This window comes from Hungatella hathewayi WAL-18680 (genome assembly GCF_000235505.1).
Lineage (GTDB): Bacteria > Bacillota > Clostridia > Lachnospirales > Lachnospiraceae > Hungatella_A > Hungatella_A hathewayi_A.
The window spans coordinates 681,376-704,726 of sequence record NZ_JH379028.1 but is presented as its reverse complement, the minus strand read 5'-3'; the positions used below and the strand labels follow the sequence as shown (position 1 = coordinate 704,726).

Annotated in this window: 21 protein-coding genes; 20 read left to right on the top strand and 1 reads right to left on the bottom strand. The window is 54.1% G+C overall.

What is annotated here, in order from left to right:
- The 19 genes from HMPREF9473_RS27965 to HMPREF9473_RS18930 form a co-directional block, all read left to right on the top strand.
- On the top strand, window positions 1-224 hold a 224-nt coding region (locus HMPREF9473_RS27965), incomplete at its 5' end, for a hypothetical protein (protein ID WP_207636806.1).
- A gap of 209 nt (window positions 225-433) precedes the next feature.
- Window positions 434-892, top strand: a complete 459-nt coding sequence (locus tag HMPREF9473_RS19015; protein WP_034859632.1) for a hypothetical protein — start codon at window positions 434-436, stop codon at window positions 890-892.
- A gap of 247 nt (window positions 893-1,139) precedes the next feature.
- Complete coding sequence (gene xylB / locus HMPREF9473_RS19010) at window positions 1,140-2,609, top strand: xylulokinase (RefSeq protein ID WP_006781830.1); 1,470 nt, start codon at window positions 1,140-1,142, stop codon at window positions 2,607-2,609.
- Window positions 2,602-3,681: a Gfo/Idh/MocA family protein gene (locus HMPREF9473_RS19005; protein WP_006781829.1), complete on the top strand. Its 1,080-nt coding sequence runs from the start codon at window positions 2,602-2,604 to the stop codon at window positions 3,679-3,681. Before xylB ends, HMPREF9473_RS19005 begins: the two co-directional genes overlap by 8 nt.
- Window positions 3,682-3,889: 208 nt before the next feature.
- A complete protein-coding gene (locus HMPREF9473_RS19000) occupies window positions 3,890-5,260 on the top strand; it encodes an ABC transporter substrate-binding protein (RefSeq protein ID WP_006781828.1) in 1,371 nt (456 codons plus the stop codon).
- A gap of 123 nt (window positions 5,261-5,383) precedes the next feature.
- Window positions 5,384-6,253: a carbohydrate ABC transporter permease gene (locus HMPREF9473_RS18995; RefSeq protein ID WP_006781827.1), complete on the top strand. Its 870-nt coding sequence runs from the start codon at window positions 5,384-5,386 to the stop codon at window positions 6,251-6,253.
- Window positions 6,253-7,098, top strand: a complete 846-nt coding sequence (locus tag HMPREF9473_RS18990; protein WP_006781826.1) for a carbohydrate ABC transporter permease — start codon at window positions 6,253-6,255, stop codon at window positions 7,096-7,098. Before HMPREF9473_RS18995 ends, HMPREF9473_RS18990 begins: the two co-directional genes overlap by 1 nt.
- Window positions 7,099-7,161: 63 nt before the next feature.
- On the top strand, window positions 7,162-8,679 hold the full coding sequence (locus HMPREF9473_RS18985; RefSeq protein ID WP_006781825.1) for a response regulator transcription factor: 1,518 nt from the start codon (window positions 7,162-7,164) through the stop codon (window positions 8,677-8,679).
- 4 nt (window positions 8,680-8,683) lie between these two features.
- Window positions 8,684-10,474: a sensor histidine kinase gene (locus HMPREF9473_RS18980; protein WP_006781824.1), complete on the top strand. Its 1,791-nt coding sequence runs from the start codon at window positions 8,684-8,686 to the stop codon at window positions 10,472-10,474.
- A gap of 264 nt (window positions 10,475-10,738) precedes the next feature.
- The gene (locus tag HMPREF9473_RS18975) at window positions 10,739-12,130 is read left to right on the top strand and encodes an L-fucose/L-arabinose isomerase family protein (RefSeq protein WP_006781823.1); all 1,392 of its coding nucleotides are present in this window, start codon (window positions 10,739-10,741) and stop codon (window positions 12,128-12,130) included.
- A gap of 141 nt (window positions 12,131-12,271) precedes the next feature.
- Window positions 12,272-13,096, top strand: a complete 825-nt coding sequence (locus tag HMPREF9473_RS18970; RefSeq protein WP_006781821.1) for a class II fructose-bisphosphate aldolase — start codon at window positions 12,272-12,274, stop codon at window positions 13,094-13,096.
- On the top strand, window positions 13,093-14,001 hold the full coding sequence (locus HMPREF9473_RS18965; RefSeq protein ID WP_006781820.1) for a carbohydrate kinase family protein: 909 nt from the start codon (window positions 13,093-13,095) through the stop codon (window positions 13,999-14,001). The genes HMPREF9473_RS18970 and HMPREF9473_RS18965 overlap by 4 nt, the downstream gene beginning before the upstream one ends.
- A 4-nt stretch (window positions 14,002-14,005) precedes the next feature.
- A complete protein-coding gene (locus HMPREF9473_RS18960) occupies window positions 14,006-14,692 on the top strand; it encodes a DUF4867 family protein (RefSeq protein ID WP_006781819.1) in 687 nt (228 codons plus the stop codon).
- 30 nt (window positions 14,693-14,722) lie between these two features.
- Window positions 14,723-16,147 (top strand): FAD-binding oxidoreductase, encoded by a 1,425-nt coding sequence (locus tag HMPREF9473_RS18955; RefSeq protein ID WP_006781818.1) that lies wholly within the window; start codon window positions 14,723-14,725, stop codon window positions 16,145-16,147.
- Window positions 16,148-16,230: 83 nt separating this feature from the next.
- A complete protein-coding gene (locus HMPREF9473_RS18950) occupies window positions 16,231-17,313 on the top strand; it encodes a (Fe-S)-binding protein (protein WP_006781817.1) in 1,083 nt (360 codons plus the stop codon).
- A 50-nt stretch (window positions 17,314-17,363) separates the two neighbouring features.
- Window positions 17,364-18,140, top strand: coding sequence for an electron transfer flavoprotein subunit beta/FixA family protein (locus HMPREF9473_RS18945; protein ID WP_187388716.1), 777 nt, complete (start codon window positions 17,364-17,366; stop codon window positions 18,138-18,140).
- Window positions 18,137-19,141 (top strand): electron transfer flavoprotein subunit alpha/FixB family protein, encoded by a 1,005-nt coding sequence (locus HMPREF9473_RS18940; RefSeq protein WP_006781815.1) that lies wholly within the window; start codon window positions 18,137-18,139, stop codon window positions 19,139-19,141. The genes HMPREF9473_RS18945 and HMPREF9473_RS18940 overlap by 4 nt, the downstream gene beginning before the upstream one ends.
- Window positions 19,131-19,949: a 5-deoxy-glucuronate isomerase gene (gene iolB / locus HMPREF9473_RS18935; protein WP_006781814.1), complete on the top strand. Its 819-nt coding sequence runs from the start codon at window positions 19,131-19,133 to the stop codon at window positions 19,947-19,949. The genes HMPREF9473_RS18940 and iolB overlap by 11 nt, the downstream gene beginning before the upstream one ends.
- 31 nt (window positions 19,950-19,980) lie before the next feature.
- A complete protein-coding gene (locus HMPREF9473_RS18930) occupies window positions 19,981-21,174 on the top strand; it encodes an FAD-dependent oxidoreductase (RefSeq protein ID WP_006781813.1) in 1,194 nt (397 codons plus the stop codon).
- Window positions 21,175-21,187: 13 nt separating this feature from the next.
- Here the strand turns inward: HMPREF9473_RS18930 and HMPREF9473_RS18925 are convergent, their stop codons facing one another.
- Window positions 21,188-22,531, bottom strand: a complete 1,344-nt coding sequence (locus tag HMPREF9473_RS18925) for an MATE family efflux transporter (protein ID WP_006781812.1) — start codon at window positions 22,529-22,531, stop codon at window positions 21,188-21,190.
- A 256-nt stretch (window positions 22,532-22,787) separates the two neighbouring features.
- Between HMPREF9473_RS18925 and HMPREF9473_RS27825 the strand changes: the two genes are divergently transcribed.
- On the top strand, window positions 22,788-23,351 hold a 564-nt coding region (locus HMPREF9473_RS27825), incomplete at its 3' end, for a flavodoxin family protein (protein ID WP_006781811.1).

Here is a 23,351-nt window from a genome sequence, read left to right as displayed (position 1 = left end):
GTCGTTATCCCAAATTGGCTCGACGTGCTGGAATACTCTCACTGTGGTATATCTTCCGAGCGGGGGAACAAGCCCCCGCTCCATCAGTGAATGAAGGATACATATTCACTGATGGAGAAGCAGTTATACAAATATCCAGTCAGATACGAACATCTTTGCAAACTATGCAAGAGAAAGTCTATGAAATTATAACTGCAGTTGTTGCATTTTTGATTTCTATATAAGGTAACGATTGATATGGAGCATATTATATCTGGACATACCACTGGTGGAGGAAGAGGTGATGATAATAAGGATAAGTGGCCAGATGGAGTGACAGAAGCAGCAATTGCTAAGGCTATATAGGAAGCATATAATAGAACAGTGCAATTCTGGTTTGATTATACAATGAATCAAATTGATTCAGCATGGCCTAAGTAATAGGAGAAATAGAGTGATAAAAATTATAATAGAAGATAATGTATATGTCACAAAAAATACAAATATAGTTGATACAAAAATCCATATTGAAGAAAATGGATATTGTTTTCCGAGTAAAGGATGGACAGACTTTACATTTCCTGTTCTGGAATGGTGGAAAAATGATTTGATAAACGCCAGATATATGAATAATCATTTATTTCGGCTTCCTTTTCATGATGGCCCTTTTTGGCTAGAAGTTTTTAAAGGTGAGAATATGGAGTTGAAAATAGACTGTATTAATGACAGATCAACGAGGAAAACCGAATTAACGATACAGTGTGGATATTATGAATTTCTACAAGAACTTTATAATGCCTTTAAAACATTTGTAAAAATTCTATATAAAAACAATATGCATGAAGGAGAGTTTCATTCGGTGTATCAACAAACTATCTTATCAATAAATGAGTTAAAAGAAATCTTAAAGTAAAAAAGTTACAAAGAGAGTAAATAAAAAGTAATAATAATATCTTTTGAAAAAATAGCATATTGTAATCATGTAATCATTTATGAAGATTAGACCCATTTGCTGGATGTATTAGATGCAAATGGGTCTTTTTGTATGACGGGCATGTCCGAAAGTCCGTAACATACATAAAGATTTTAAAAGATGAGCGATATTGTGATATTTCCGGGAACATGTTACGGTTAAGGCGTAATATGGACGGGAGGCGCTTATGAGACAGTATGTATTGGGAATTGATATCGGCAGTGGTTCCGTGAAGCTGACGCTGCTGGGAAATGACGGAGTGATTGGGGCGGCTGTGGGGTGTGAGTATCCTACCAGCTATCCGCAGGTGGGCTGGGCGGAGCAGAAACCGGAGGACTGGTGCCTGGCCTTTCGGAAGGCATTTGGAGAGCTGGTGGAGAGGACGGGGATACGGCCGGAGATGATAGAGGCCCTGTTTCCGGATGCGGCCACCCACACGGCGGTGCTGTTGGATGAGAGAAAACAGCCTATTGGCAATGCCATCCACTGGACGGACCAGAGAAGCGGGGAGGAAGTTGAGGAATTAAACAGAAATCATCTGGGGGAGATTTTGGAAAAAACGCTGAACCAGCCCACGGTGATATGGACACTGCCGCAGATGATGTGGCTGAGAAAGCATGAGCCGGAGAGATGGGGGCAAATCCGGCATCTGCTGTTTGCCAAGGATTACCTGCGGTACCGGCTGACCGGGGAGCTGGGGACGGATTACATCGACGCCATGGGCAGCATGTTCTACGACGCGGTGGGACAGGAGTGGTCCGAGCCGCTGTGCCGCATAGCCGGCATCCGGATGGACTGGCTTCCCAGGGTATCTGGCCCGGAGGAGACAGCCGGATACGTGACAAAACAGGCGGCGGAGGAGTTCGGGCTGGCGGAGGGGACCAGGGTCCTGACGGGGACCTCCGACACGGCCATGGAAATGGTGGCGGCCGGCAGTGTGGAGCCGGGACATGCCACGGTGAAGCTGGCCACGGCCGGCCGCATCTGCGTGGTGACGGAGCAGTTTAAGCAGTCGCCCTATCTGTTCAACTACCGCCACGTGGTGCCGGGACTCTGGTATCCAGGGACGGCCACCAGCAGCTGCGCGGCCAGTTTCCGGTGGTACCGGGACAGCATCGGGCGGGAGAGCTTTGACGAGCTGTGTGAGAAGGCGCAGGAGATTCTGCCGGGAAGTGAGGGACTGATATTTCATCCTTACCTGCAAGGCGAATTGACGCCCTATAACGATTCCTCCCTGAGAGCCAGCTATGTGGGAATCAGTTCCAGACATACCACGGAGCATTTCACAAGAGCCACACTGGAGGGGATTGCCTATTCCATGAAGGACTGCATGAATGTGATAACAGGGCTGGGCATGGATATGAGCCGCCTGCGCATCATCGGAGGCGGGGCGAAGAGCGGTCTGTGGCGGCAGATTGTGGCGGACGTGCTGGGCATGAGCCTGGAAAAGACGGAGGTGGATGATTCTTCCTTCGGTTCCGCCATCATGGCGGCGGTGGGAGCCGGCTGGTATCGGGATGTGAGGGAGGCGGTGGAAGCCTGTGTCAGAATCCGGTCGGTCACCCATCCCATACCGGAGCATGGCCAGGTCTATGAAAATGCCTTTCACCGTTACCGGAGGATACAGCAGGCGCTGGAGGAGATCTACCATGAATAGGGACGGAATCATACGGGCCGGCGTGATTGGAACCGGATTTATCGCTATCCCGCAGATGGACAGTATCCGGAGAATACCGGGGATTGAGCTGGCAGCCGTCTGTGATCCGGCGCCGGAGCGGCTGAAGGAGATAAAGAAGGCGTACGGGATTGAGCGGGGATATACGGACTGGCGGGATATGGTGGCGGATAAGGACATTCAGGTCATCCACAACTGCACCCCCAATCATCTTCACGACAAGATTAACCGGGCGGCCATTCTGGCGGGGAAGCACATCTACGCGGAAAAGCCGCTGAGTCTTGGCGCCGCCAGGGCAAAGAGCCTGTGGCAGCTGGCTATGGAGCGGGGCGTGGCCCACGGGGTCAACCACCAGTACCGGTTAAGTGGGGCAGTCCAGGAAATGCGGGCCCGCGTCATGGAGGGGGAGGGGGGAAGACCGCTGTATGTCAGCGGCTGCTACCTTCAGGATTCGGCGGCCCGCCACACGGACTATACCAGCCGCCAGATGCCGGAGACCTCCCCGGCCAGAGCCCTGGCGGACATCGGCGTCCACTGGGCGGATACGGTAACCTGCGTCATGGGACAGCCTATTCAGGCGGTTTACGCGCAGATGTACACCCATTACCCGCTGCGTCTTGACACCGCAACGGGGAGGGAAGTGGAAATCAACTCGGACGATACCACCTTTGTGATGGTGCGGTTTGAGGACGGAACTCCGGGAACGGCCGTATTTTCCAAATGCGCGGTGGGGCATAAAAATGATTTGGTGGTTACGGTGAGCGGGGAACAGAGAGAGTACACCTGGCGGCAGCAGAATGGAGACCGGCTCTACATCGGAAACCGGGAGCGGGGCAATGAGGAACTGCTCACAGGTTCCAACCTGGTTCATGAGGCGGTTCTTCCCTATGTCACCATGCCGGCGGGACATGCCATGGGCTGGCCGGACGTGTTGATGCACGCCATCGAGTCGTTTTACCAGTCCATCCGGACAGAGCAGTATCTGACAGGCCAGGTCCCTATGCCACTTTCTATGACGGCTGGCGGGGCAATGCCTTCATCGAAGCCTGCGTGAAATCAGCCAGGACAGGGCGGTGGACGGAGCTGGCGCGGTGAGTCTTACGGAAAGAGAAGAGAATAAGTTAAGAAAAATGGAACCTTGGTAAATGGTTTTGCATAGCATCTGGGAGTATAATTTAATTATCAAAACATAACGGGCAGGGGAAGATGACGTTGTGTGGGGGAATTTACAGCATTTCATGGTTGGAGAAGGAGGAAAACGAATGAAAAGATTTATCAGTATTGCATTGGCGCTTGTTTTGGCAGGTGGATTGACAGCCTGTTCCGGTGGGGGAGATAAGCAGGCGGCCACCAAAGCGCCGGAGGCCGCGGCCACGGAAGGAACCACAAAGGCCATGGAGCAGGGAAGCACGGAGGGAACGGCAAAGGATGTTACCATCACCGTCTTTCACTATATGACCCAGACCACCAAGCAGGAAGGCTTAAAGGCGGTTGAGGAGGCATTTGCGGGGGAACACCCGGAGTATCAGATTACCTGGGATAATGTGTTCTACAATCAGGGAACCGATTATTTCCCGCAGCTGCAGACGGCCCTGGCATCCGGTGACCAGCCGGAGGTAATCATGGGCAATCCGGGACTGTATCCGGACCTGGTGACGGAGGGTTACGCGGCGGATTTGACGGACAATGCGGTGATTAAGGGTCTGAATCTTCCGTCCGGAGATTTGGGGGACGTGTCCCATGACGGCAAGATTTACGGTTTCCCCATCGACTTTAAAACCTGGGGCGTGTTCTACAACAAGAAGATATTTGCGGATAACGGAATTGAGGAGCCAAAGACCTACACGGAGCTTTTGGCGGCCTGTGAAAAACTGGACGCGGCCGGAATTGACCCGTGGGCCCATGCATTTAACGACGCCGTATTCGGGGATATTGAGATGAGAAATTATATCTGGACTAAGGCACTGGAGGCCGGCGACAAGGATTTGTTTGAGAAGCTGATGAGCGGTGAGAAGAAGCTGGCGGATTACCCTTACTTTGAGGAAGGGCTGGACCTTTGGGCCAAGCGTCTTGCCTGGATGAGAGACGACGCCATGACCAACGACCAGAACGCAGCCCTGGAGGTGTTTGTCTCCGGCGAGGCGGCCATGATGTATTTTGGAACCTGGGGAATCGGCGATTTGGAGTCCATGATAGAGGGAAAAGATTTTGAGTACGGCTTTTTCGTGGAGCCGATTGACGATGAGGGCTCGGCCAAATTAAACGTGCAGGTGGACCAGAGTTTTATGCTGAATCCGCAGGCGGAGAACTATGACGTGGCTCTGGAATTCATGGAATACTGGGTACAGAATGGTGGCGATTCCTGGTCCGCTATCTCCCTGATGCCATTGTTAAACGGCAGTGCGGCGTCCAACGCCCCGGAGGTGGTTCAGACACTTGCCAAGTTAAAAGCATCAGGTGACATTTCCCATTACGGTGATTTCACGGCGCCGTTTAACAGCCAGTTTACCAGCGCCTGGAGAACGTATCTGACCGCGTTTGCCGAGAGCTATTCCAACGGCACGAAGCAGAGCGCCAAACAGTGTCTCGATGATATGCAGGCGAAGTTTGATCAGATTATTGCAGAACAGTAACAAAAGAGGGCGGACAGCCGCCCGGATGTGATGCGGCCTGCGTCAGTTTTCTGACGCGGGCCGAAATTCTCTACGGATGTAGATGGAGTGTCAAAAAAGAATGTAGAAAAAGGAGTTGATTTCATGCCGAACAGGAAGGTTTCCCCTTATAAAGCCAGGGCATTTTTGACCAATGTGCTGTTTATGCTTCCGGCGTTTTTACTGTTTGCCTATGTGGTGCTGATACCGTTTATCCAGAGTATCCCGTATTCGTTTACCAACTGGAAGAGTATCATGAGCGATACGAAGGATTTTGTGGGGCTGAAAAACTATAAGCTGATGCTGACAAACAGTTATTTCCGGGATGCATTTTTTCATACGATTGAGTTTACTGCCTATTACCTGGTGGGGGCCAATCTGCTGGGGCTTTTTCTGGCCCTGATGCTCTACCGCTCTTCCCGGTTTGCCAATTTCGCGAGAACCATGCTGTTTCTGCCGTTTACGGTGGCACTGACCAGTGCGGCCATTGTGTGGAGCTATGTGTATACGGATGTGTACTCCCTGATCTTTGGGGTGATGAGTCCGCTGGGAGATTCCAACAAGGTGGTGGCTGGCATGTCGGTCATTGCCATCTGGAGGGATATGGGCTACTGTATGCTGATTTACATCGCGGCGCTGCAATCCATTCCCCTGGATTATTATGAGGCCTCCAAAGTGGAGGGGGCCGGCTGGTTCCAGCAGCTTCGCTATATCACCATCCCCATGATGGTGCCGGCTTTTACGTCCAATGTGACGCTTTTGCTGGCGTGGGGACTGAAATGCTTTGATTATCCCATGGCGGTGGCGAGGAATATGGAGGCGGCACAGACGACGGCCATGTTTGTCTATGATTATATCTTTGGCTTCAGCAAGGCCGGACTGGGGCAGGCGGCGGCCATTATCCTGACGGTTGTGCTGATCGTCCTGACACGGTTCGTGACGACAATCTTTCGAAAACTGGAGGTGGAGGCGTAATGAGTGCGAAGAAGAAAACCATGAGAAAGCTGGGAAGAGCCGGCCAGATGCTCGGCATATCGGTGTTGATTGCCGTCTTTCTGGTGCCATTTTACTTAGGCTTTATCTATTCGATTAAATATAAAAATGAAGTGACCCTGGACAGGCTGGCCTGGCCCCAGCATCCCACTATCAGCAACTATATCCGGGTGATTACGGAGAACAGCCAGTTCCTGGTTGGCTACAAGAACAGTATCCTGACCACCATTCCAACGGTTATCCTGCTGATGGTTGTCACCTCCATGGCATCCTGGGTGCTGGCCAGAAACAGGGGGAAATTCTACAATGCCATGTATACCATCTTCACCCTGGGGATTCTGATCCCCTTCCAGTGTATCATGCTGCCACTCTACCTGAATCTTTACAAAGTGGGGCTGGTGAGTTCCTCGCTGGGCTTTGTGATTGCCAGGTCGGGGCTTCAGATTTCCATCAGCGTGCTGGTGGTGACTAGTTTTATCAAGACGGTTCCGAGGGAGCTGGAGGAGGCGGCCAGCATTGACGGCTGCAACCGTTTTCAGACCTTCTGGAAGATTGTCTTTCCGCTCATGAAGCCCATCAATGCTACCCAGGCTGTGCTAAATACCCTGTTTGTGTGGAATGACTACAACACGGCGGTGGTTCTTCTGCGTGATAAAATGAGCCGGACCCTGCCTCTGGCCCAGATTGTCTATTTCAATGAAAATACGGCGGAGTTAAATCTGGCTTTCGCATTTTTTAATATGGCAATGCTTCCGGTCCTGATTCTCTATCTGTGTCTGCAAAAGTATGTGGTCAGCGGCATTATGTCGGGAGCGGTGAAGGGGTGATGCTTCGCCTGTAATTGAAAAGTATCTGTGAGAAAATGTTGATAGTGGAGGGGGAGTCTGTCTATGGCATATAAAGTGGTTTTAATTGATGACAACGTCAACACGGTCAATTCCCTGCGTCTGACCGTGGACTGGGAAGGGCTGGGATATGAGGTGGCCGGCGTGGCTTACGATGGGGAACCGGGGGCCAGACTGATTGAGCGGGTCCGGCCGGATGTGGTCATCACGGATATCCAGATGCCGGGAGTGAACGGTCTGACCATGATTGAGCAGATGCAGGATTATTTGGTGAATGCCAGGGTGATTGTGGTGACCGGATATGACAATTTCCAGTATGCCACCCAGGCCATCCGGCTGTCGGTAATGGATTATGTGCTAAAGCCCATTGACAATGAGGAACTGGCCCAGACGCTGGTGCGGGCGGCCAGAAGTCTGGACCAGGACCGCCAGAGAGAGGAGCGGCTGAAGCAGATGGATCTGTTTCACCGCAGGGCCCAGCTTCTGACCATTCTGACCAGCTATGGAAGCCAGGTGGAGCAGGGCAGCTTCGGGCGGTTTCTCACGGGGCCAGTGAAGCAGTATGTCATGATTGTGGGAAGAAGCAGGTCGATTATCAGCCGTCCGGCCCTGGAGCGCCTTGATTTTGAGGAGTATCCGGACAACCTGGAACTGGTCAGCGTGGTGGCGGACGGGGATTTGGTGATATTCGTGGGAATGAAGGAGGAGAGCCGCACCTGGAAGCTGGCGGCCCAGACTGTCGTCAATAAAATCAGGGACCATATCCCGGAGATGGTCATCGCGGTGAGCGCTGTCCATACCCGGGAGGAGGACATCAAGCTGGCGCAGCAGGAGGCCCGCAGGACAGTTCTGGAATTTTCCGTTCTGGAGAAAAATTCCCGGATTGGCTTTTATGAGCCGGATACCGGCCAGAGGCTGGGAAACCGCGCCAGACTTGCCGGGATGGAGGAGCTGTGCGCCAGGCTGGCGGCCAGATTTGATGAGATGAGCGTGGAGGAGACCTGGGAGATCATCAGCAGGAGCTATGAGGGGAATCTGCGTCTGCTGCGCGTGCTTTTGATGATGTACTGCACCAGTCTGATGCATGACAAATTGCCGGAGAACCAATGGTCCGAGGACGTGGATAATCTTGTGTTTGAGCTGACACAGATATCCAGGGAGGAGGATGCGAAAAACTGGTTCTTCCGGCTGTTTGCGTTGTTGAAGGAGCAGATGGAAAAGAGCAGCGGAATGTCGATTCTGATTCGGAATATTCTGGATTATATCAGGCGGTACGCGGCGGAGGGGCTGCGGCTGGAGGATGTGTCGAACCAGTTTCATATCAGTCCCAATTACTTGTCCACGCTGATACGCAAGGAGACGGGTATCACCTATCAGCAGCACATTCTGCTGGCGAAGATGGCGGTGGCCAAACAGCTTCTGGATGATACCAGAATGCGGGTGGAGGACATTGCCTACTCCATCGGATACGAGAACTATATCAGTTTTTATAACATTTTCAAGTGTCTGGAGGGAATGACGCCGTCAGAATACCGGTTCAGAAACCGTCGGGAAGGAAGCTGATGATATGGGAAGGTTACGGAGGATGCCATTTGTCACAAAATTGATTTTGCTGGTGGGGGTGATATTGACACTGGCTCTTGGGACTTACTCATTTCAGCAGATTCGAAAATCCATCCGCATCATGGAGAAGGATACCATGGATAATCTCTCGCTGCTGACGGAGCAGGTGCTGGCCAATTACCGGCAGAACCGGGACAATCTGGAGCGGCAGATATACGCGGCCGCCACCACGGTGGAGATACCGGCGCAGCTGCGGGTGTACGATATGGACAGCACCGTGGAGCGCCGGGCGGAGATGCAGCGCTCGGCGAATCAGATGGTGACCAATGATTCGGCGTATGATTTTGTGCTGATTCAGACGCTTTTGGGGACGGAATTTCACACGGGAGGAAAGCTGCCGGACGGAGGCCGTGTGTCGGCCGAGGCGTCGCAGGTGCTTGAGAAATTTCACGAGAATACATATGGGAGCTGTCTCTGGGTGCGGGCAGAGGATGGGGATATCTATGTGGTGAAGGACATTTATTCGACCTCTCCCATGAGACGGTGCGGGCGGATGGCCCTTCGGATGGTGGAGGACAGACTGTTTCAGCTGAGCCGGCAGAACCAGGATATGCAGTGCACCATGATTTTTCTGGATTCCAGAAGTGATTTTTCGTTCTGTGCGGGGGAGACAATCACGGAGGGGATAAAGGCGGACGCCATATCAAGCGCCCTGACGGTGCGCCAGGGAAAGGTGGAGCTTGACGGCCAGGAGTATTATATGGCGGCGTTCACCAACGATTCCCTGACGGCTATCGGGCTGATTCCGACCTCTCATTTATATCAGGCGAATATGGCGGTGATGAGGAGCAGTTTGAGGTATGGGGCGCTGGTGTTAGTGCTCAGCCTTCTGCTTTTGATGGTGACCACAAGGTCCTTCTCCCATAAGATGAACGCGCTGGTGGAGTCCATGGACGCCGTGGCGAAAGGGGACTTGGAGTGCGAGCTGGTGATTGAGGGGGAGGATGACATCAGCCAGACCGCGGTGCATTTCAATATGATGGTGAGCCGGATTAAGGAGCTGCTGGGCAAGGTTTTGGAGGAGCAGCAGCTAAAGAGCACGGCGGAGTTAAAACTTCTGGAGCACCGCTACCGCACGCTTCAGATGCAGATTAAACCGCATTTTGTATACAATGCACTGGAATCCATCAACGCGCTGGCAAAGATTAACGGGAATGAGCAGATCAGCAAGATGGTCCAGCGCATCAGCCGGTATTTCCGAAGCATTACCGTGAACATGGACAAGCAGTATATCACGGTGGAGAAGGAGATGAAGACGCTGTTAGACTACGCGGATATCTATAACGATATTTATGATTCCAGGCTGAAGATAGTGATAAGCTATGAGGAGCCGGCCCGCCAGGCGCTGATTCCCACCATGATTTTACAGCCCATCGTGGAAAATGCGCTGGTGCACGGTCTCAGTGTGGTGACGGAAAATCCCACCCTGACTATCAAGGTGGAGGTGCAGGAGCAGGAATCCATGCTGATAACCATTGAGAATAACGGACCTGCCATTGAGAAGTCGGAGATTGAGGCGGTTCTTCACGGATGCCGGAACCGGGAGGGAAACGGCAGCATCGGGCTGGCCAATGTGCAGGAGCGGATACACCTGATTTACGGGGGACGGGGAAAACTGAGCATCTGCGGGGGAAGCTACGGCACGCGGGTGTTAATCTCGCTTCCGCTGTTCTATATGGAGCCGGATGAGGGGATGGAGGAGGAACTGTTTTACCGGGACGAAAGTGTAATGTGACGGGTGCGGATTAAGGAATAGAGAGCGGTGTGAAGCCGGGGAAAACCAGAAAGATGGAGCTGGTTCTCCCCGGCTTTTGTGCTGTTTTTGTGCGGATGCCGCGCCATAAAGATGAGAAATATATATGAAAAATACGAATTTGGTTTTTTATTCAAATTTCAGGTATATGGTACCTGAAATTGCCCGATGTTATAATGATTTTAGTGAAAATCAGGGGAATCCTGGTACAAATTTGCGCGGAAACAGGAAAGGGAGGAGAAGGTTATGCTTGATTACAGGGTAAAGATTGGACTGGTTCCAATCAGGAGGGATGTGACGCCGAGACCGGGAATTTTTAACTGGGAGAAGGCGGAGGAGCGGTGCGCGTCGGCGGTTGCTTATATAGAAGAGCATTTTTCGGATGAGCAGGTTTCGTTTGTGGATTTGGAGGGGATTAATCCGGTCAATGTGCTGTACTGTGAGCGGGATGTGGACGCCGTGGTGGAGCGGATGAAGCAGGAGAAAGTGGATGCCATTTTCCTGATTAACGGGAATTTTGGCAATGAGGAAGTGGCGGCCATGGTGGCCCGGGAGTTGGGAAAACCGGTGCTTTTGTGGGGGCCCCGGGATGAGGCGCCGTTGGCGGACGGAACCAGGTATACGGACAGCCAGTGCGGGCTGTTTGGGATGAGCCGGCAGCTGCAGAGGCTGAATATTCCGTTTACTTACATAGAGAACTGCCGAATGGAGGAGGATATGTTTGCCGAAGGGCTCAGACGGTTTGTGTCTGTGGCATGTATGGTGAAAAATTTCCGGGGGATGCGGATTGCCCAGGTCGGAATGCGGCCGAAGCCGTTTTGCAGCGTCATTATCAATGAGGGGGAACTGATGCAGAAGTTTGGAATTACGGTGGTTCCCGTGAATATGGCGGTGGTGATTGAGAAGTTTAACCGGATTCTGGAGGAACATGATGAGGAACTGGAAGAGGGGGCGAAGCTGCTTGCGAGCCGGTATGAGCTGGATGATCTGACGGCGCCGGTGCTCAAAAAGGTCTATGCCTTTGTGCTGCTGTTCCGGGATATATTTGAGGAGTACCGGGTGGACGCGGTCTCGGCGGAATGCTGGACGGCCATGCAGCTGGGAGTGGGAGCCATGCCCTGCACGGCGTACAGTGTGCTGGCGGATATGGGGTATGTGATCAGCTGTGAGAGCGATTTGCACGGGGCTGTCACCATGTCCATGCTGGCCTGTGCGTCCATGGGTAAGAAGGTGCCCTTCTTTGGGGAATTCACGGCCCGTCATCCGGAGGATGAGAATACGGAGCTGCTGTGGCACTGCGGTCCCTTTGCCTACTCGCTGAAGAAGGAGGGGAGCCCGGCAAAGCAGGTGAATATGCGCCAGTGGTTTGAGGTGAAGGACGGGACGTATACGGTGGCGAGAATTGACCAGGATAACGGGAATTACCGGTTCCTGGCAGGGGTGTGTGAGTCTGCGGAGGGCCCGTATACATTTGGGACGTATCTGTGGGCGAAGTTTGACAGTCTGTCCAAGTGGGAGCACAAGCTGATTGAGGGGCCTTATATCCACCATATGGCGGAGATTGAGGGAGATTATACGGAGGTGATCCGGGAGTTTTGCAAGTATGTTCCGAATCTGGAGCCGGATTGGGTGGAGTAGAGAAAATTGGGAAACGGATAGATGGAGTGAAACGGACGGATGCAGTGAGATGGACAGGACAGATGCACGGAAGAGAGTGAATGCAATGAAGCAGGCGGATGTGTGGAAGAGAGCGGATGCCCTGGAGAAAAGGAGAAGAGTATGTACGTGGATTTAAAGACGATTTTGAAGATTGCGGAAGAGAGAAACTGCGCCATTCCGGCGTTTAACGTGTACAACATGGAGTCGGTGCTGGGGGTGATGAACGCGGCGAAGGAGACCGGGGCGCCGGTTATTTTCCAGATGTACAGCCGGCTGTTTGACCACCAGAATGCCAGGTATGTGGCGCCGATGATTCTGGAGGCCATGCGGGAGTTAGACACGCCGGCGGCATTTCACTTAGACCACGGGGCCGGGACTGCGGAGGTGTTGAGGGCGCTTCGCTATGGGGCGACGGGAATCATGATTGACGCGTCGGTATTTCCGCTGGAAGAAAATATAGAGACCACCCGCTCAGTGGTGGAGATGTGCGGGGCGTGCGGAGTCTCCGTGGAAGGGGAGCTGGGACACGTGGGGACGGTCCGGGACGCGTCCATGAGTGAGTATACCGATGTGGAGGAGGCGGAGCAGTTTGTGCGGGAGACCGGCGTGGCGGCTCTGGCGATCATGGTGGGGACGGCTCACGGGCGGTATAAGAGAGCGCCGGTTCTGGATATTGGGCGCATCAGGGATATCAAAGCGGCGACAGGGATTCCCCTTGTTCTGCACGGGGGCTCCGGTGTGCCGGATGAGCAGGTGTCCATGGCGGTGGAGGCGGGAATCCGGAAGGTGAATTTTGGGACAGATTTGTGCTACTCCTTCCTGGACCGGGTGTTTGAGGTGGACCGGAGCATTTACGCCCTGGATTTGTTTATGGAGGAGCCGATTCAGGCGGTGAAGGAATTTGCCATCAGTAAAATCAGGCTGTTAGGAGCGGATACAAAATGACAGAGGTGATAGGAATTGGGGCCGCCCTGTTTGATATTCTGATGACGGCGGAGGGATTTCCAAAAGAAGATACCAAAATGCAGGGGAGCAGCACGAAACTCCAGTGCGGGGGCCCCTGCGCCACGGCTTTGGTGGCGGTGAGCAAGCTGGGAATTTCGGCGGAGTACATGGGGACTCTGGGAGATGACATGTATGGAAGTTTTATCCGGCGGGAATTTGCACGGTTTGGCGTGGGATGTGACAGCGTGAGGACGGTGGAAGGGGGACAGTCGTTTCATTCCTTTGTGCTGATTAATACGGAGAAGTCCACCAGAACCTGTATCTGGAACCGGGGGACGCTTTTGCCGCCGGAGACGGGGGATGTGGATTTGGAGACGCTTAGCGGGGCGAAATATCTGCATCTGGACGGGCATCATCCGGAGGCGGCCATCTATGCGGCCGGGAAAGCCAGAGCGCAGGGCGTGAAGGTGAGTCTGGATGCGGGCGGGATTTATCCGGGGATTGAGAAGCTGTTGCCGCTGGTGGACGTGCTGATTCCGTCGGAGGAGTTCGCCCTCGCCGTAACCGGGGAGAGGAAGGCGGAGAAGGCGGCGGTGGTTTTGATGGAGCGGTACCACCCGGAAATTCTGGTGATCACCCAGGGAAGCCGGGGCGGATTTATCTGGGAGAAGGGACAGGCGGTCCGGTATCCGGTATATCCGGTGAAGGCGATTGATACCAATGGGGCCGGGGACACGTTTCACGGGGCATTTCTGGTGGGCAGAATCAGGGGAATGACGGTTTACGAGGCGGCGTCATTTGCCTCGGCGGTGTCGGCGTTAAAATGTACCAGGTTTGGCGCCCAGGATGGGATACCCGGGTATGAGGAGACGGTGGAATTTATGGAGACGAACAAAAGGAGATAAGGGAATGAGCCGATATGAGGAGTTGAAGAAAAGAAATCCCCATCTGAAGCTGTTTCGCGTGACGGAGGAGGAGTTCCGGCCGTATGGGCGTGTGATCGGGGATGGAAATATGGCTCCGCTTGTGGAAACGGTTCTCCTGGAGATGGAGCGGCCGGCGGCGGGCAGCAGTTACGTGGCGGCGGTTCCCTGCCTTGACGAGAATGAGACGGCAAAGCGGATTCGCAGAAACTATGGGGGCCAGATGGATATGCAGATTGGGCTGTGCCATGGCCACAACGAGCGGATGGGGGCGCTGGAGTGGCATAAGTCCAGTGAGTTTAATGTCGCGGTGACAGACATGGTGCTGTTTCTGGGTGATCTGCGGGAGATGGAGGAAGGGGGACGGTATGACTCCGGGAAGGTGAAGGCATTTTATCTGGAGGAAGGCCAGATGGTGGAGGTCTACGGGACGACCCTTCATTTCTGCCCGTGCGAGGTGGATGGGCAGGGATTTTCCTGCATTGTGATTCTGCCGAGAGGGACGAATACGGCGCTGGAAGATGGAGAATGGAATGCTGGCGGAGCGGAGGCCGATTTCCTCTGGGCCAGGAACAAATGGCTGATCTGCCACGAGGAGAATGCCGGGCTGGCGGCGAAAGGAGTCTGGGCCGGGATTTACGGGGAAAACTGGAAGGTTCATGGGCTTGCGTGAAAATTGGGATGAGAAAAGGAGTGTAGAACTATGGTGATGAAATCGTTTATGTTTGACATGGTTTTGTCGGAGCTGGAAGATGTGGTGGGGGAGGACAATGTCTCCACCAGGGAGAGCGATAAACTGACCTATGGGGTGGATTATTTCTGGGTCAGCCGGATGTGGGCGGACCGGGGGCAGGAGCCGCCGAAGGCCGATTTTGTGGTGCGGCCGGATTCGGCGGAGGAAGTGTCGAAGATTTTGAAGATAGCCAATTATTATAAGATTTCGGTTCACACCTGGGGCGGCGGTTCCGGCTCCCAGGGAGGGGCCCTTCCCATGGCGGGCGGAATTATCATGGACTTGAAGCGGATGAACCGGCTGATAGAGATTGACGAGGAGTCCAGAACTATCACGGCGGAGACAGGGATGATATTCCAGCAGCTGGAATGGTACGCCAATGAGCGGGGATATTCCTGCATGCATATTCCATCCTGTCTCACCTGCGGCACCATCGGTGGGGCGCTGGCCCACCGTGGAATTGGTATTATGTCAACCAAATATGGGAAGATTGATGACCAGTGTCTGAGCATGGAGGTGGTGCTTCCAAACGGCGATATCATCAACACGTTGCCGGTGCCAAAGCATGCGGCGGGACCGGATTTGAACCAGATATTTATCGGCTCGGAGGGAACGCTGGGGGTGATGACGAAGGCGAAGTTTAAGCTGTTTGAGCAGCCGGAGTCAAGAAAGTTCCGGGCGTTTATGTTTCCCAGCATGAAGGACGGGATTGCAGCCGGGCGGGATATCATGCAGAAGGTGAAGCCGTCCATCCTGCGCCTGTTTGACGAGGCGGAGACCGTTTCCATTATCAAGAAGATTATCGGGGTGGAGGAGAAGGGCTCGTTTATGAACCTGGCTTTGGAGGGAATCGAGCGGATTGTAGATATCGAGATGGAAGTGGTGATCGATGTCTGCAGACAGCACGGCGGCCGCGATATGGGAGCGGAGTACGGGGAGAAATGGTATGAGAACCGGATTACCTTTTTCTATCCAGGCAATATCATGGATGTGCCGCAGATGTTTGGAACCATGGATACGGTGTCGGACTTTGCCCATATTGAGGAGATTTACTGGGCCATGAAGCATGCCATCGAGTCCAATTTCCCGGATGTGCGGTTTATCGCCCACTGCTCCCACTGGTATGAGTGGGGAACCATGATTTATGACCGGTTTATCTGTGACAATCCGCCGGAGGACCCGGAGGAGGCCATCCGTCTTCACAACCGAATCTGGAATACCGGAGTGCGGGCGGCCATGGAGCACGGCGGGGTCATCAATGACCATCACGGGATTGGGTTAAAGCTGTCCAGGCTTATGAAGGAGCAGTACGGCCCGGCCATGCAGGTGATGGAAGGGCTGAAAAAGTCGCTGGACCCTAATGGCATTATGAACCCGTATAAGCTGGGACTGTAAGCCGGAGCGGGGCAAAAGGCCCCTGCTTGTCCGCACATTGGTGGAATGTTTGGGAAGGTTATGAAATCAGGAGGAAGATAACTATGATTAGTCAGAAAGCGAAAATACAGGCAGATGCATGCCGGTTCTGCTGGATGTGCCGTCATTTATGCCCAGTGGGATTACAGACCGGCAAAGAGGTGAATACGCCCCGGGCCAAGGGGCTGCTGCTCTCCATGGTGGAGAGAGGGACGGCCTTTGACCGGGATATGGCGGAGGTGATGTATGAATGTCTGCTGTGCGACGCGTGCAGCAATGACTGTGCTACTGGGTTTGAGCCGCCGGTGTTTATCCGGGAGGGCCGGACGGCGGCCGTGGTGGAGGAACTGGTGCCGGAAAAGGTGCAGGCGGTACTGGATAAGATTGAGGTGTCCGGCAACATTTACGGGGAGGCGAAGCCTTCTTTTGGAACCGAGCGGGATGCGGAGGTGCTGGTTTACATAGGAGAAGTGGCGGCACTGCGGGCCCAGAATATGGCTGAGTCATTTCTTCGCCTGTTGGAGCGGGCTGGTGTCTCTTACACGGTGTTGAAGGAGGAGCCGGCTTCCGGGGTAATGCTGGCGGATTTGATTGGATATGTGGAGGAAGTGCAGGAGGCGGCCCGGGTGTGCAGTGATGCCATCAACCGCACCGGTGTGAAAACCGTGGTGGTTCTCGACAGCTATGACGCGGTATTTATGACCCAGCAGTATGGGGAGTGGGGAATGGGGCTTCAGGCGGAGGTGGTCACGGCGACATCCTATCTGGCGTCGCTGCTCCGGGAGGGGAAACTGAAGCCGGGGAAGATTTCCATGGCGTACGCAGCCTACCATGACGACTCCAGGCTGGCCCGCAGCATCCATGAGTTTGAGCCCGCCAGGGAGCTGATTGGAGCCATGGGCATCGAGCTTGAGGAAATGTTCCAGAACCGGGAACTGGCCAAATGTTGCGGCACTTCGCTGGCAAAGGCTTATATGCCGGAAATTGTGGCGATGACTGCCAGAGGACGGTGGGAGGATGTCATGCGGACGAAAGCGAAAACCCTGATTGTGGCAAACCCGGAGGTGTGGGAAGTGATGAGAGGAGCCGTGCCGGAAGGGATGGAGCTGTGTGATTTGTTCGGATTGCTTGACAGGGCATGTTCATGAAGCTTTTAGTCTGTGTGAAGTATGTGCCCTCCGCGACGGAGGGAATCCGGATGGATGAGAATCATTCACTGGTCCGGGATGGGGTGATACATCAGCTGAATGTGGCGGATGAGTCGGCGGTGGAGCTGGCCCTGCGGTTGCGGGGGGAAGGAAGCGTCACCGTGATGAGCATGGGGAAGGCGGAGCTGGAAGAAGGGATGCGGGAGCTGCTGGCAAAAGGGGTGGACGATGCAGTATTGCTGACAGACCGCCGGTTTGCCGGGGCGGATACTTATGCCACGGCGAGGACGCTGGCGGGGGCGGTAAGTCTGCTTGGGCCCTTTGACCTGATTCTCTGCGGCCGGAGAGCGGTTGACGGGGAGACGGGACAGGTGCCTGCGGAGCTGGCGGCGATGCTGGGAGCGCCCTGCGTTACCAATGTGATTGCCGTGACTGCTGTGAAAAAGGAAGGAACTGTGGCGAACTGCAGGCCGGAGGATACATCTATCATGGAGCGGCTTTGCATGGAAGAGAATGGCTTTTGGTGCACCCGGCTGGTGGAAAACGGAACCATGGAACTGCTGGCGCCGAAGGGGGCGGTTATCTCGCTGTGCGAGTACAGCTATATTCTGAGAAATGCCGGAATTAAGGGAAGGCGGGAAGCCGGAAGGAAGAAGGTGCGGGTACTGTCTGCCGGCGAACTGGGGATTGCCGGGGAGGACTGCGGACTGCGTGGTTCGCCCACCAGGGTGAAGAGAGTGGAACGGCAGACTGCCGGCCGCCGCCATGTGAAACTGCTGGAAAAGGTGGAAGAGTTGGCGGAGCGGCTGAAGGAGGAGATGGATTGACAACGGGGTGTTTTGTGATATGTGAGGACGATAGCGCCGTCTCCCTGTCTCTGGCCGCACAGGCGGTACGGATGTCGGCTGGGCATGGCGGGGAAGTGTCTGTGGTGGTTTTGCATGGGGAAGGGAAAGGTTTTGCCGTCTGCGGTATTTCCCATATCTATGTTCTGGGGCTGCCGGAAGAGTATGGGGATGAAACGGAGCTGGCGGTCCATCTGGCTGACTGGTTTTCCGACAGGCGTCCGGGGATGATTCTGGCCAATGCCACGGTCCGTTTGCGGGCGCTGATGCCCGTGATGGCCGCGAGACTTGGCTGTGGATTGACGGCGGACTGCACGGGTCTGGAAATGTTGGAGGACGGGAGTCTGCTGCAGGTCCGCCCTGCTCTCGGCGGCAATGTGACAGCCAGCATTGTGAGCAGGACCTGGCCCCAGATGGCCACGGTGCGGCCGGGGATATTTCCGGAGGTCTGTGGATATAATGCGGGTACCGTTGGTATGGGCACTGGTTCGCATGGGGACGAAATTGTGAAAACAGAGAGACTGCAGTTTGACCTGCGGCCGCTGGTCAAATGTCTTGCGTTCCATAAATCAGAAAAGCGGAATACATTGTCCGGGGCCGGCATCATTGTGGCCGGAGGGGCTGGAATTGGAAGCCGGGAGGGATTCGCACTGTTAGAGAAGCTGGCCGGGCGGCTGGGGGGCTGTCTGGGGGCGACCCGCAGTGCGGTGAATCTGGGCTATGCACCATATTCCTGCCAGATAGGACAGACCGGCCAGGTGGTCCGGCCGGGCCTGTATCTGGCGGTTGGAATCAGCGGCGCGGTACAGCATTTGGCGGGAATGAGTGGAGCGGGCACGGTGATTGCCATAAACAGTGACCGCCATGCTCCTATTTTCGATTATGCGGATTATGGCTTGGTGGGAGACTGGAAACGTATTGTGGAGCAGTTGCTCGAAAATCAAATATTCAATTCAGGAAGGGGAGATACGGATGAATTATAAAAAAAGTTATATTCCAAAAAGCGGCTATACGCCTATCTGTGTACCCGGGCAGGAGGACTGCTCGCTGGGGATGCTTCATTTTGGAATCATAGAGCTTGAGAAGGGGGAACAGGTGGTATTTGACACGGAGAACAAGGAGTGGGGATTGATTATCCTGAGTGGCCATGCTGATTTTACTTCAGACAGTCTGGAATGGAAACATGTGGGCGGCCGCAGAAGCGTGTTCGATGGAAATGCCACCAGTGTCTACCTGCCCAGAAACCAGAAGGTGACGGTGAGCGGAAGAGAACATGTCAAGATAGCCTGCTGCGGCACTCCCATGGATGTGGATACAGCGCCGGAAGTCATCGGCCCGGACCGTGTCCGCCGCGTCACCCTTGGCGTGAAGCCGTGGGAGCGGGAGACCACCTTCATCATCGACGGAAATACCAACGCGAGACGTTTGACCATCGGTGAAGTCTACTGCACGTCCGGCAACTGGGCCGGTTTTCCGCCCCACAAACACGATGTGGACCAGATGCCTGACGAGGGAGTCCTGGAAGAAATCTATTACTTCTTATTCCAGCCCAGCCAGGGTTTTGCCATTCAGAAACTATACACAAAGGACGGGGAGATTGACGAGACCTACACGGTGAAGCAGGATGAGCTGGTGGAGTTCCCGAAGGGCTATCACACCACAGTGAGCGCCCCCGGATACCAGACCTATTTTCTATGGCTGATGGCCGGAGAGCACCAGGGCTTCTTCCGCTCCAATGACCCGGACCACGACTGGGTGGCGGCGGTGGAGCAGATGGTGAAGAAAGGGTGAATGGATAGTAATGGGAATAAGGTGGAAAGGCATGAGGGAAATCAGAGAGGAAAAACATACCCCAATCTCCAAGCGGGCGGATGTGGTGGTGGCCGGAGGCGGTATCGCCGGCATTTCCGCTGCACTGGCTGCGGCCCGAAGCGGTGCCAGTGTATTGCTGATTGAAAAACAGTGTATTCTTGGCGGTCTCGCAACATCCGGTCTGGTCTGTGTTTATCTCCCATTATGCGATGGGGAAGGCCATCAGGTTTCCTATGGAATTGCGGAAGAGCTGTTTCGCTTATCAATACGTCATGGCGCGCAGGGGAGGTATCCGGCTCCATGGCTGAATCACGGAACGATGGAGGAGCGGAAAAACGCTCGGTTTGAGGTGCAGTTTAACCCTGTCTATTTAGCTTTGCTGGCAGAAGAACTGTTGCAAAACCATGGCGTGGAACTCTTATACGACACCATCATCTGTGGTACCCATGTTACGGACAGTCATCTGGATGCCGTGATCATAGAAAATAAAAGTGGAAGGTCTGCCATCGAGGCGGCTGTATTTGTGGACGCCACCGGAGATGCCGATTTATTCTGGCATGCTGGGGCTCAGACAGTCGAATATACCAGGAGAAATACTCTGGCGGCCTGGTATTACAGCTTTGGAAGAAATGGCCTGAAATTAAACACCCTGGGCTTTGCTGATATTTTGGCAGATTCTGACCGAAGTGTCAAAGAACCTCTGTCTGACCGGCGTTTTTCAGGTCTTGACGCCGCGGAAACCAGTGAGATGCTCTGTGAATCCCACCGCGCCATTCTGACGGATATTTTGTCGGCCCGGGCACAGGATGTGTACTGTGAGCCAACTGCCATCAGCACCATGCCCCAGCTTCGCATGACCAGGAGATTCAGTGGCGAATATACGATTTCCGATGTTGAAAACGGGGTATATTTCCCTGATAGTATCGGTATGATTGGTGACTGGAGAAGACGTGGCAAAGTCTATGAGATACCGTTTGCTGCTCTTTACACAAAATCCATAAAAAACTTAATCGGCGCCGGAAGATGTATCTCTGTGAATGAAAACATGTGGGATATCACTCGTGTCATTCCTGCCTGCGCCGTTACCGGACAGGCAGCCGGTACCGCTGCAGCGCTGACAGATGACATTCCGGATATGGATATTCATTTGTTGCAGCAGACACTGGAGAAACAGAAGCAAAAACTACATTTTATTGATATATAGGGGAAGCGAAGCATCACATCGCTTCCCTGTCATGTCTCATGCATTTCAACGTATAAACCAGTGTATATGCCGCCATGACCCCGGACACCGCCGGCGCAACCGTTCCGATGACGCCCAGGTTTTCCGGCAGGAAGCGGCAGACCAGGTAGATGAGAGGCATGCGCAGGGCCAGGGCGCCGAAGCAGCAGCTGAACATGGTGAACACGGTTTTTCCGCGGCCGTTTAGATAGCCGTTTAAGCTGAACACCAGCAGGACGCACAGATAGTCGAAGCTGCAGGTTTTAAAAAACGGAATTCCGGTCTCGATGATGGCGGGGTCCGTGGAGAAAACGCCAATCATGGTGGCCGGTGATATCTGGGCCCAGAGGAAGAAGGCAAGGGAGAAGGGGAGGGCAAAGGCGATGCCCGTAAATAATGCCCGGTTCATCCGGTGGTATTTCTTCGCCCCATAGTTCTGAGCCACAATGGAGGCCAGCGCGCTGGAGACGGAGGTGGCAGGAAGCATGGCGAACACGTCGTATTTGCTGGCGATGCCCACCGCGGAGGCCGCATAGACGCCGAGGGCGTTGGTGACGCTGGTCAGATAGAGAAAGGACAGGCGCACCATACACTCCTGCAGGGAGATGGGAATTCCCACCAGGGCAAGTTCACGCACCTTATCTCCGTAAATCCTGAAATTCGAGAGATGAAACCGGAAAATGAAATCCCGCCGATTCAGATAAATCATGGCGCAGACCATGGAAAATGCCTGTGACAGTATGGTGGCAAGGGCAGTGCCGGCCACCCCCATATGTAACTGTTTTACAAAGAAAATGTCACCGATGACATTGAGCCCCCCGGCCACCGCCACGAAGAGCAGCGGGCTTTTGGAGTCCCCATAGCCTCGCAGAATGGCGCTGATGGCGTTATACCCGCAGGTGAAGAACACACCCATAGCGCAGACGGATACGTACTGCTTTGCCTGGGAAAATGCCGCCTTTGGTGTCTTTAAGAGGGTGAGAATCGGCGTCTGGAGCAGCAGTAAAAGGACGGTCAGCAATACGCCTGTGGCGGCAAACAGACACAGGCTGGTGCTGATGGTCTTTTTGACGTCATCCATCCGCTTCATCCCCACATATTTGCCGACCGTGACCGTTCCTCCTAAGGTCAGGCCGGAGATAAAGCTGGTGACAATCTGCGTCACCTGTGTCCCGGTTGATACGGCGGCCACGGCCTCGGAGGAGCAGTACCACCCCACCACCATCAAATCCACCGCCCCATACAACGCCTGAATCAGGTTCGCCAGCAGAAACGGCAGGGAAAACAGGATTACGGTTTTGGTGATATTGCCTTCCGTTAAATCATATTCGTTCTTCATCACATTACCTCGCTGAACATACTTATTTAGAGGAATCATAAACCCTCTAGTTACTGGAGAGTCAAGAGCCGGAGGGCATTTTCATGGTTGGAGTTAGAGAACGGGAGCAGCATTTCCAGCTCCGGTGCTGAAGAAGGGGAGCGGCTATCATACTCCGGTGTTGAAGATTGGGTGGAAAACGACTATAATGGTCTATAAGCATGGAAATGAATGGAAGCTGTAATCAGTGGAAGTTTTCAGGATGGGAGGGGCAAAGATGAAACTGTATAGGATGATATTCAGCCCGACAGGCGGGACGGAGAAGGTGGCGAACGCGCTGAGCTGCGGATGGGATTGTGAGCAGGAGACGGTGAATCTGCTGGAGGTGGACCGGGATTATGGGGTGTATAAGCTGGAGGCGGACGATGTCTGTATCGTGGCGGTTCCGTCTTTTGGCGGCAGGGTTCCGGCGGTGGCGCTGGAGCGGCTGTCTAGTATGAAGGGAAATCAGGCCAGGGCGGTGCTGGCGGCGGTGTATGGCAACCGGGATTTTGAGGATACGCTGTTGGAATTGAAGGATACGCTGGAGGCGGCGGGATTTCGCTGTGTGGCGGCGGTGGCGGCGATTGCGGAGCATTCCATTATGCACCAGTTTGCAGCGGGAAGGCCGGATGAGAAGGATGTAGCCCAGCTGAAGACATTTGCGGAGCAAATCAGGGAAAAACTGAAGGGGGACAAGGCTCAGGAGCCGGCTTTTGTGCCGGGGAACCGTCCCTACCGGAAATACAGCGGGGTGCCCCTTCGGCCGAAGGCGGATAAGACGTGCCGTCAGTGCGGCGTC

Excerpts from the sequence above, each read along its gene's own strand:
- xylB (WP_006781830.1), top strand. The coding sequence starts at position 1,140 with ATGAGACAGTATGTATTGGGAATTGATATCGGCAGTGGTTCCGTGAAG.
- HMPREF9473_RS19005 (WP_006781829.1), top strand. The coding sequence starts at position 2,602 with ATGAATAGGGACGGAATCATACGGGCCGGCGTGATTGGAACCGGATTT.
- HMPREF9473_RS19000 (WP_006781828.1), top strand. The coding sequence starts at position 3,890 with ATGAAAAGATTTATCAGTATTGCATTGGCGCTTGTTTTGGCAGGTGGA.
- HMPREF9473_RS18995 (WP_006781827.1), top strand. The coding sequence starts at position 5,384 with ATGCCGAACAGGAAGGTTTCCCCTTATAAAGCCAGGGCATTTTTGACC.
- HMPREF9473_RS18990 (WP_006781826.1), top strand. The coding sequence starts at position 6,253 with ATGAGTGCGAAGAAGAAAACCATGAGAAAGCTGGGAAGAGCCGGCCAG.
- HMPREF9473_RS18985 (WP_006781825.1), top strand. The coding sequence starts at position 7,162 with ATGGCATATAAAGTGGTTTTAATTGATGACAACGTCAACACGGTCAAT.
- HMPREF9473_RS18980 (WP_006781824.1), top strand. The coding sequence starts at position 8,684 with ATGGGAAGGTTACGGAGGATGCCATTTGTCACAAAATTGATTTTGCTG.
- HMPREF9473_RS18975 (WP_006781823.1), top strand. The coding sequence starts at position 10,739 with ATGCTTGATTACAGGGTAAAGATTGGACTGGTTCCAATCAGGAGGGAT.
- HMPREF9473_RS18970 (WP_006781821.1), top strand. The coding sequence starts at position 12,272 with ATGTACGTGGATTTAAAGACGATTTTGAAGATTGCGGAAGAGAGAAAC.
- HMPREF9473_RS18965 (WP_006781820.1), top strand. The coding sequence starts at position 13,093 with ATGACAGAGGTGATAGGAATTGGGGCCGCCCTGTTTGATATTCTGATG.
- HMPREF9473_RS18960 (WP_006781819.1), top strand. The coding sequence starts at position 14,006 with ATGAGCCGATATGAGGAGTTGAAGAAAAGAAATCCCCATCTGAAGCTG.
- HMPREF9473_RS18955 (WP_006781818.1), top strand. The coding sequence starts at position 14,723 with ATGGTGATGAAATCGTTTATGTTTGACATGGTTTTGTCGGAGCTGGAA.
- HMPREF9473_RS18950 (WP_006781817.1), top strand. The coding sequence starts at position 16,231 with ATGATTAGTCAGAAAGCGAAAATACAGGCAGATGCATGCCGGTTCTGC.
- HMPREF9473_RS18945 (WP_187388716.1), top strand. The coding sequence starts at position 17,364 with ATGGATGAGAATCATTCACTGGTCCGGGATGGGGTGATACATCAGCTG.
- iolB (WP_006781814.1), top strand. The coding sequence starts at position 19,131 with ATGAATTATAAAAAAAGTTATATTCCAAAAAGCGGCTATACGCCTATC.
- HMPREF9473_RS18930 (WP_006781813.1), top strand. The coding sequence starts at position 19,981 with ATGAGGGAAATCAGAGAGGAAAAACATACCCCAATCTCCAAGCGGGCG.
- HMPREF9473_RS18925 (WP_006781812.1), bottom strand. The coding sequence starts at position 22,531 with ATGAAGAACGAATATGATTTAACGGAAGGCAATATCACCAAAACCGTA.